This window comes from Dolichospermum sp. UHCC 0260, from assembly GCF_009711985.1.
Lineage (GTDB): Bacteria > Cyanobacteriota > Cyanobacteriia > Cyanobacteriales > Nostocaceae > Dolichospermum > Dolichospermum lemmermannii.
Genome location: NZ_VIKZ01000089.1, coordinates 1 through 8375, shown reverse-complemented (window position 1 = coordinate 8375; position 8375 = coordinate 1). Strand labels below are relative to the sequence as shown.

General features: G+C 40.1%; 8 protein-coding genes. All 8 read left to right on the top strand.

Features of this window, described 5'->3' with window-relative positions; genetic code table 11:
* Positions 1–333 (top strand): zinc ribbon domain-containing protein (locus tag FJR08_RS22025; RefSeq protein WP_168634588.1); only part of this gene is annotated, 333 nt, incomplete at its 5' end.
* A gap of 532 nt (positions 334–865) precedes the next feature.
* A complete protein-coding gene (locus tag FJR08_RS22020) occupies positions 866–2440 on the top strand; it encodes a photosystem II high light acclimation radical SAM protein (RefSeq protein ID WP_015080420.1) in 1575 nt (524 codons plus the stop codon).
* 184 nt (positions 2441–2624) lie between these two features.
* Positions 2625–4025, top strand: coding sequence for a DICT sensory domain-containing protein (locus FJR08_RS22015; RefSeq protein ID WP_168634587.1), 1401 nt, complete (start codon positions 2625–2627; stop codon positions 4023–4025).
* Entirely contained in the window at positions 4022–4672 is a 651-nt protein-coding gene (locus FJR08_RS22010) for a pentapeptide repeat-containing protein (protein ID WP_168634586.1), read from the top strand. Before FJR08_RS22015 ends, FJR08_RS22010 begins: the two co-directional genes overlap by 4 nt.
* Before the next feature lie 175 nt (positions 4673–4847).
* On the top strand, positions 4848–5498 hold the full coding sequence (locus tag FJR08_RS22005) for a YdcF family protein (RefSeq protein ID WP_254433013.1): 651 nt from the start codon (positions 4848–4850) through the stop codon (positions 5496–5498).
* 249 nt (positions 5499–5747) lie between these two features.
* The gene (gene rfbC, locus FJR08_RS22000; RefSeq protein ID WP_168634585.1) at positions 5748–6293 is read left to right on the top strand and encodes a dTDP-4-dehydrorhamnose 3,5-epimerase; all 546 of its coding nucleotides are present in this window, start codon (positions 5748–5750) and stop codon (positions 6291–6293) included.
* Positions 6286–7173: a dTDP-4-dehydrorhamnose reductase gene (rfbD, locus tag FJR08_RS21995; protein ID WP_168634584.1), complete on the top strand. Its 888-nt coding sequence runs from the start codon at positions 6286–6288 to the stop codon at positions 7171–7173. The genes rfbC and rfbD overlap by 8 nt, the downstream gene beginning before the upstream one ends.
* Complete coding sequence (locus tag FJR08_RS21990; protein WP_168634583.1) at positions 7170–8246, top strand: glucose-1-phosphate thymidylyltransferase; 1077 nt, start codon at positions 7170–7172, stop codon at positions 8244–8246. Before rfbD ends, FJR08_RS21990 begins: the two co-directional genes overlap by 4 nt.
* Positions 8247–8375: the final 129 nt, after the last annotated feature.

Genomic DNA, 8375 nt, shown 5'->3' with positions numbered 1-8375 from the left:
GGGAAAGTATTTAAGAGAGTCACGGTGGCGGTAAATCCACAATATACAAGCCTTGAATGCTCTAGCTGTGGTGAAGTTGTTAAGAAAACTCTATCTACGAGAACACACGTTTGTCAGTGTGGCTGTGTGATGGATAGAGATGAGAATGCAGCTAGAAACATCCTTAGTCGAGGATTGAGTACCGTAGGGCATACGGGAACTTTCATGCTAGACACTTCGACTAAGCTCAGTGCAAGCATGAGCAACGCTTTAGGAGATGAGTCCTCTACTCAGGCTGGAGAAATCCTGTCTGAGCAAGTCATGTCTTTGATTAAAGAATCCCCGCGTCTTTAGACCGGGGAGTGTCAAAAAATAGCTAATAAACGAAAATCTGGCTGTTTATTTTCGATAGAATCTCTGTAAATAGTTTGTAGATAAGAATTTCAGCCTCTTATCCCCAAACTTTATTCTCGCTGGTAAGTTGAATTATCTCTGACTCTATCTCTAGAATTACAACTAAAAATCATCGCTAAATTTATAAACTCGATGTTATGGTAAATGTATATGAAAATTTTGTTCATAATATCTCGCGGTAAGTGGGAAACTCGGGGGCTTGGCTCCCTGAAAGGGATGGTTCGACATGGCTCACCAGCCGCGACAGGAGGGATTTTAATCCCCGTGGTATAAACACCATCCACGTAATATAAAAAGCAAATTTTATGCAGTGCAGTTTTCGCTTTCACTCTGATTGATTGCTAACGGCAAAAATTTTTGCAGACCACAAAACAACTGAAATGTCAAAGATAATGCTAGTCAAGTCAGAAGCAAATTCACAATTCCTTTAGTCTTTTTCTCAACTACGGCAAGCATTACAGTTTAAATACGTATGAACGCAAATAAAATCCTCTACGTTCGCCTTCCCTGTAACCCCATCTTTCCCATTGGTGTTGTCTATCTTGCAGATCATGTTCACAAGCTATTTCCCCATGCAGAACAGCGGATTTTTGACTTAGGCACAATCCCCCCACTAGATTATACTTCTGCCTTAGACAGATGTATTGACGAGTTTCAACCCACATTGCTCGTCTTTTCTTGGCGGGATATTCAAATTTATGCGCCAGTAGGTGGACGGGGCGGTAATCCTCTCCAAAACGCCTTTGAATTTTATTACGCAAAAAATCCCTTGATTAAATTGCGTGGTGCTTTTGGCGGATTACGAATTTTTATTGCTTATTATGTAGAATTATGGCGCAATTTAGGATTAGTTAAACGGGGTTTAAAACGCGCCCAAAAATATCAATCTCAAGCCCGTGTAGTCTTAGGTGGCGGTGCAGTTAGCGTCTTTTATGAACAGTTGGGTAAAAGCTTACCGCCCGGAACAATTATTTCCGTCGGTGAAGGAGAAACCCTACTCACAAAACTACTCAAGGGTGAAGATTTTCAGGATGAACGCTGTTATGTAGTGGGAGAAAATCAACCCCGTCAACGCCTAATTCACGAACAACCTACACCCCTAGAAAAAACAGTTTGTAATTACGATTACATCGAAACCATTTGGCCAGAATTTAATTATTACCTGCAAGAACAGGATTTTTATATTGGTGTCCAAACCAAACGTGGTTGTCCTCATAATTGCTGTTATTGTGTTTATACAGTAGTCGAGGGTAAACAAGTCCGCATTAACCCTAGTGACGAAGTTGTTGCGGAAATTCGAGAATTATACAATCGAGGAATTCGTAACTTTTGGTTTACAGATGCTCAATTTATTCCCGCCCGTAAATTCATTGATGATGCTGTAGAACTTCTCCAGAAAATCGTTGATTCGGGAATGTCAGATATTCATTGGGCAGCATACATTAGAGCCGACAACTTAACACCCGAATTGTGTGAGTTGATGGTAAAAACAGGCATGAATTATTTTGAAATCGGCATTACAAGCGGTTCTCAAGAACTGGTTCGCAAAATGCGAATGGGTTATAACTTGCGGACTGTTTTACAAAATTGTCGTGATTTAAAATCCGCCGGTTTCAATGATGTAGTTTCTGTTAACTACTCCTTTAATGTGATTGATGAACGTCCCGAAACTATTCGTCAAACTATTGCTTATCACCGCGAACTCGAACGGATTTTTGGGGCTGATAAAGTTGAACCTGCTATTTTCTTTATTGGGCTCCAACCCCATACCCATTTAGAAGAATATGCCTTTAAAGAGGGGATTCTCAAACCTGGTTATGATCCGATGAGTTTAATGCCTTGGACAGCAAAAAAACTCCTTTGGAATCCTGAACCATTAGGTTCTTTCTTTGGTGAAGTTTGCTTACAAGCTTGGCGACAAAATCCCAATGACTTCGGACGGGAAGTGATGAATATTTTGGAAATCAAATTGGGTTGCGCTGATTTGGAAGATGCACTTTCTGCACCCATAGAAAAACCAGAGAAACAATTGGCTGGCGTATTATAGAAAACATAAGCCCAGGTGATCAGAAAGATGCCTCTCGCTTCCGTTAGGGATACGCGGCTACACAAACGAAGTCCGCCTGTGCGGACTAATTAAAACTTAAGATATTGAACCCACGAAGTGTGGGTCTCGCCTGTGTAGACGCGGTTTCTAACCGCCCTATTATCCGAAATCCCCAATTAATTCCATGTTACAAGGTTCAATTCTTCAACAGTTAGAAGCATCTCACCGCCATAGTGCTAGACCTATTCATTTTGGCGTGTACTATAAAAATACCTTAGTGTCTCTCTGCCATGCCTTGGAAGATCATATTTTAACGAAAGATAATGATCCTTTGGTGATTACGGCTTTCCAGCAGGGTAAATGGTATCTGGAAGAGGCTCAAAGATACGCAGATATCGCAAAACACAGCCGGGAAATTGTGATTATGGCAACGGCTGATGCTGGTTTTGCCGAACATCCTACTGGTCAATTACCTAACATTGATTTAGTCGGATTAGCTGCCGATGATCCTGTGGCGCAGGAGTGGCATTTGATGATTTTAGCTCCTGACTACACAGCTATGGTAATTTGTCAAGAGTTATCTGAAGCTGACTATGGGAAGGATGGTTTGCCAACTTGCGATTTAGAGCGTAAATTCTACGGTTTATGGACATTTGAACCGGAATTAGTGGAAGAAACCGCAGAGTTAGCGATCGCTCATATCAAAGACTATCATCCTGAACTAGCACTCAAACTAAGTCAATATAAACAAGCAATTCACCCAGCTATCTGTCCAGGAGAAGAAGTAGCTACCGTTGTCTCTCGTGTTGTTGATTACCTCAAAACCGGACAAGGTAACTTACCTATTCTCACAGCATCTCACCAAAAATTTCTAGATCGTAACTTGGTATCTAACGAAATTCAGGCATTTTTGCGGATGGCACAGTTGATTGATCTAGCAGATAGCCGCAATCCTGTAGCCGCATCAGAAGTAGCATCTGTTGTTGAAACAATGGGGCAATTATTAGATTTACCCGCATGGCAAATTAAAAGATTACGCCTAGCTGCTTTGTTGCATCGCTTAGACCCACTGCAAAAAGCCGAAATCCTGATTAGTCCCAGTCATATAACAACAGCTTATCAAGAACAATCTCCTAGTTGTCCTCTGGCTTGTCCTCTCGTACCAGCAGCGCAAGCACTACGAATCATGCCAAGACTACGGGCTATAGCTCAAATTATCACCCACCAAAGCGAATGGTGGAATGGTACAGGCGAACCCGCCGGTTTAGCTGGTGATGATATTCCTTTAGAATCAAGAATTTTATCATTGGTTGCAGAATTTCAGCTACAAGTTAACCAGTATAAATACTCTAGCAAAGGGGGAGCAGAGATATTTTCTCAAGCCTTAGATAAGTGCCGAAAACAACAATCTACCCGCTTTGATCCTAAACTTGTAGATACATTAGGTTTATTAGTGATGGGTTTACAACAGGGGCTTGATTTACCGATAATGACACCCAAGGTCAGCAGCGGTTTATGGTTACTTGACTCCCGTTGGGATACCGACAGCAAAAGTAGTGAGCAGATTTCAGTGTACAGCAAATGAATATAGAAACCATTAGATTAGGACAAAACAAACAACTCCCCGGTGCAAATTTAGAAGATGAGGATCTATCTCACCTAGATTTAAGGAAGATAAATTTAACAGGGGCTAAACTGGTGGGGACTGACTTCACTGGTTCTAAATTAGAGGGTGGTCATTTTGAAGGTGCAAATTTAATGGGGGCTAATCTGCAAGAAACCGACTTGCGGGCTAACCTCATGGGTGCAAACTTGATGCAGGCTAACTTGACAAGTGCGGATTTACGTGGTAGCAACTTACGGGGTAGTAACTTGATGGGAGCAATCCTCAATGATGCGTCCTTAGCGGGTGCTTTTTTAAGTGGTGCTAATTTGCATGGTGTAAATTTGCAGAGTGTTGACTTGCGATGTGCAGATTTACGAGGTGCAAATTTAACTGCAGCTAATCTCAAAGGTGCAGATTTAAGCGGTGCAGACTTACAAGGTGCTGTACTAATTGAAGCGAATCTTGAAGAAGCAGATTTAAGAACAGCAAATTTAGCAGGGGCTGATTTGACCGGAGCTAATTTACTCTGTGCTGAATTAGATGCAGTGAAGTTAAATGGGGCAAATTTAGATCGGGTGTGTTTGCGGGGAACAGTTTTGGAAGCTAGTACCGCAGGGCGGAATTAAAAATTAACAATTAAAAATTAAAAAAGCAGATTACACAAGCTTTTGCAAATTTTTAATGGTTGGTTGATTTACGCCGTTGTGTACTAGTACCGCAGGACGGAATGAATAATTAGCTTGAATACTAGGAGTCAGGAGGAAGAAAGAGGAAGAAGAATTATGTAGAACTTGATAGCCTATGAAATGGAAGGTTAAATTAGCTTGGTTTGTTTTCGGGATCATATTGGTGTTAGTGGGCATAATTCCTGTGAAGATAGCGATAGCCTTTCACCAAGTTCCTGTACCCCAAGCAATCCTTGTATTGGGTGGTAATGGTAGTCGGATGGAATTTGCTGCCCAGTTCTGGCAATCTCACAGAAATTTAGATATTTGGGTTTCTGATTTTGAATCAGACTTAAATTATAATCGCCTGATTTTTGAAAAGTTTGGTGTTCCTAATCGGCAATTACGGTTTGATGGCAGAGCGACAGATACAGTAACTAATTTTACAACTTTGGTAAACAAATTTGCTGACAGTAAGTTACAGCATCTTTATTTAATTACATCGGATTATCATATCCGAAGATCAAGAGCTATCGCTACTATTGTCCTTGGTAGTCAAGGGATTGTGGTTACACCTATTGCTGTGCCGTCATTGGGTGACAATTCAGAATCTCTGCTGCGAGTCATGCGAGATTGTGGGCGATCTGTTTTGTGGATTGTGACTAATCGAACTGGAGCTAGTTTTAATCCTCGCATTAAAGCAACTACATTTATAAGGGAAATGCCGAAAACCCTTGAAGATGTAGCTGACTTAGGAAGCTACATCTGTGCTTTAGACAAGGGATGAAGGCTAGAGGCTTTCCTTTATTCATAAACAAATTATATACAGCAGATTTCGCTCTAATGAGGTACAAACTTGAACTATGAAACTCCTGTAGTGCGGGCATCTTGCCCGCTACATAAGTACCTCATAACACCGGAAAGTGCTGTAATAGTCAAATTGAATTTGAGCATATATGCTAATCTACTAACACTGAAGGTATTGACTGAAATAGTGATATTGTTTTAAGTGTTCTTTGAAATATTCAACCATTCAATGAATATTATCCCCACCTCTATTCCTGATATCCTCCTCCTCGAACCCCAAGTTTTCCAAGACTCACGGGGCTTTTTCTTAGAATCCTACAATCAAAAAACATTCACAGAAAAACTGGGAATCACAGCCAACTTCGTCCAAGATAATCACTCAAAATCTGAATACAATGTGCTACGAGGATTACATTATCAAAGCATCCAACCTCAAGGTAAATTAGTCCGCGCCATTGTTGGGACAATTTTTGATGTTGCAGTAGACATTAAAAAAAATTCCTCTACCTTTGGACAATGGGTAGGTTACGAACTCAGTGCCGAAAACAAACGCCAATTGTGGATACCAGCAGGTTTTGCCCACGGCTTTCTCGTGCTTTCAGAAATTGCCGAAGTTATCTATAAAGCTACAGATTATTATACACCAGGAGGCGATCGCGCTATCCTTTGGAATGATCCAGATTTAGCTATAGATTGGCCTCTAGAAACACCCCCAATTTTATCAGCTAAAGATAGCAACGCTCCAACTTTCAAAAACGCCGAAGTTTATGAATAAATCAATATTATTAATAGGTAGTAACGGACAAGTTGGAACAGAACTACAACATACCCTAGCATCCAACTACAAAGTTATTGCCCTTGCCCGTCCAGAAATAGACTTAACTCACCCTGACAAATTACGCCAAATTATCAGAGAAACCCAACCCGAAATAATTATCAATGCTGCTGCTTATACCGCAGTAGATAAAGCCGAAAGTGAACCAGAAAATGCTCACCTGATCAATACTGTCGCCCCGCAAATTATCGCTGAAGAAAGTCAAAAATTAGGAAGTTTCTTAATTCATCTTTCCACCGATTACGTATTTAATGGTAATAGTCATTATCCCTATCGAGAAACAGATAGTACCAATCCATTGAGTGTATATGGACAAACAAAATTAGCGGGAGAGATAGCAATTCAACAAAATTGTCCCCACCATATAATTTTGCGGACAGCTTGGGTTTATGGGACTTATGGAAAAAGCAACTTCGTAAAAACCATGTTACGAGTTGGTCAAGAAAGATCAGAAGTTAGAGTAGTTGCCGATCAAATTGGTAGTCCTACTTGGGCGCAAGATATAGCTTCAACAATTACCCAAATTATCCCCCAATTAACCTCAGAAAATGCGGGAATTTATCACTATACAAATAGTGGTGTAGCCAGTTGGTATGACTTTGCCATAGCAATTTTTGAAGAAGCAGAAAAACTTGGTTTCCCCCTGAAAATTGCCAATATTATTCCCATTACTACCCCCGAATATCCCACACCCGCAAAACGTCCTGCTTATTCTGTCTTAGCTTGTGAGAAAATATCTCAAATCTTAGGAACTTATCCTCCTCATTGGCGAAAAGAACTAAGATTAATGTTAAAAGAATTACAAGGAAAATCCCTATGAAAGCACTGATTTTATCCGGTGGAAAAGGGACAAGATTACGCCCCTTAACTTATACAGGAGCAAAACAACTTGTTCCAGTTGCCAACAAACCAATTTTATGGTATGGCATTGAAGAAATGGCTGCTGCGGGGATTACTGAAATTGGTATTATTATCAGCCCAGAAACAGGGGCAGAAGTTAAGAATAAAACTGGAAATGGCGAAAAATTCGGTGTTAATATCACCTATATTTTACAAGAAAAGCCAGCAGGATTAGCTCAAGCTGTCCAAGTTGCCCGTCCTTTTTTAAAAGATTCCCCATTTGCCATGTATTTGGGAGATAACCTGATTCAACAAGGAGATTTAAGTTCATTTTTAGATAAATTTACTCAACAACAACCAGATGCTTTGATTCTGTTACGTGAAGTCACAAATCCTAGTGCTTTTGGTGTGGCAAAGGTAGACGAAAAAGGCAAAGTATTACAGTTAATTGAAAAGCCAAAAGTTCCCCCATCAAATTTAGCATTGGTAGGGGTTTATTTTTTTTCACCAGTTATCCATGATGCGATTTCTCTGATTAAACCTTCAGCTAGAGGAGAATTAGAAATTACTGATGCTATTCAATGTTTAATAGATCAAAAAAAAGAAGTTTTAGCTTATAATCTTGATGGTTGGTGGTTAGATACGGGCAAAAAAGATGATTTATTAGAAGCTAACCGTCTCATTCTTGATACCTATTTGCAAAAATCAATTTTAGGCGATATTGATCCGAAAACCCAGATTACTGGCAGAGTGCAAATTGGGACTGAATCTAAAATCATCAACTGTACAATTCGCGGACCCGTGGTAATTGGTAATAATTGCTATTTAGAAAACTGTTTTATCGGTCCATATAGTAGTATTGCCGATAATTCAACACTCATAGAAACAGATTTAGAACACAGCGTGGTTTTAGAAGGTGCTAAAATTACTGGAATTCAGCAACGAATTATTGATAGTTTAATTGGACAACGCGCCCAGTTAAGTATTGCCCCCCGTCGTCCTAAAGCATTACGCTTTTTAATTGGTGATGATTCTCAAATTGAACTGACTTGACGCTTTAATCTCGCTTTTTAACGGGGTTCTCCACTCACCCATCAAAACTTTTTGGCTTTTGATGGGTTCTCTATGGCTAAATTCATCCTAAACTATCGGAGTTTTCACCCAATTTCGTTATAAGTTTTA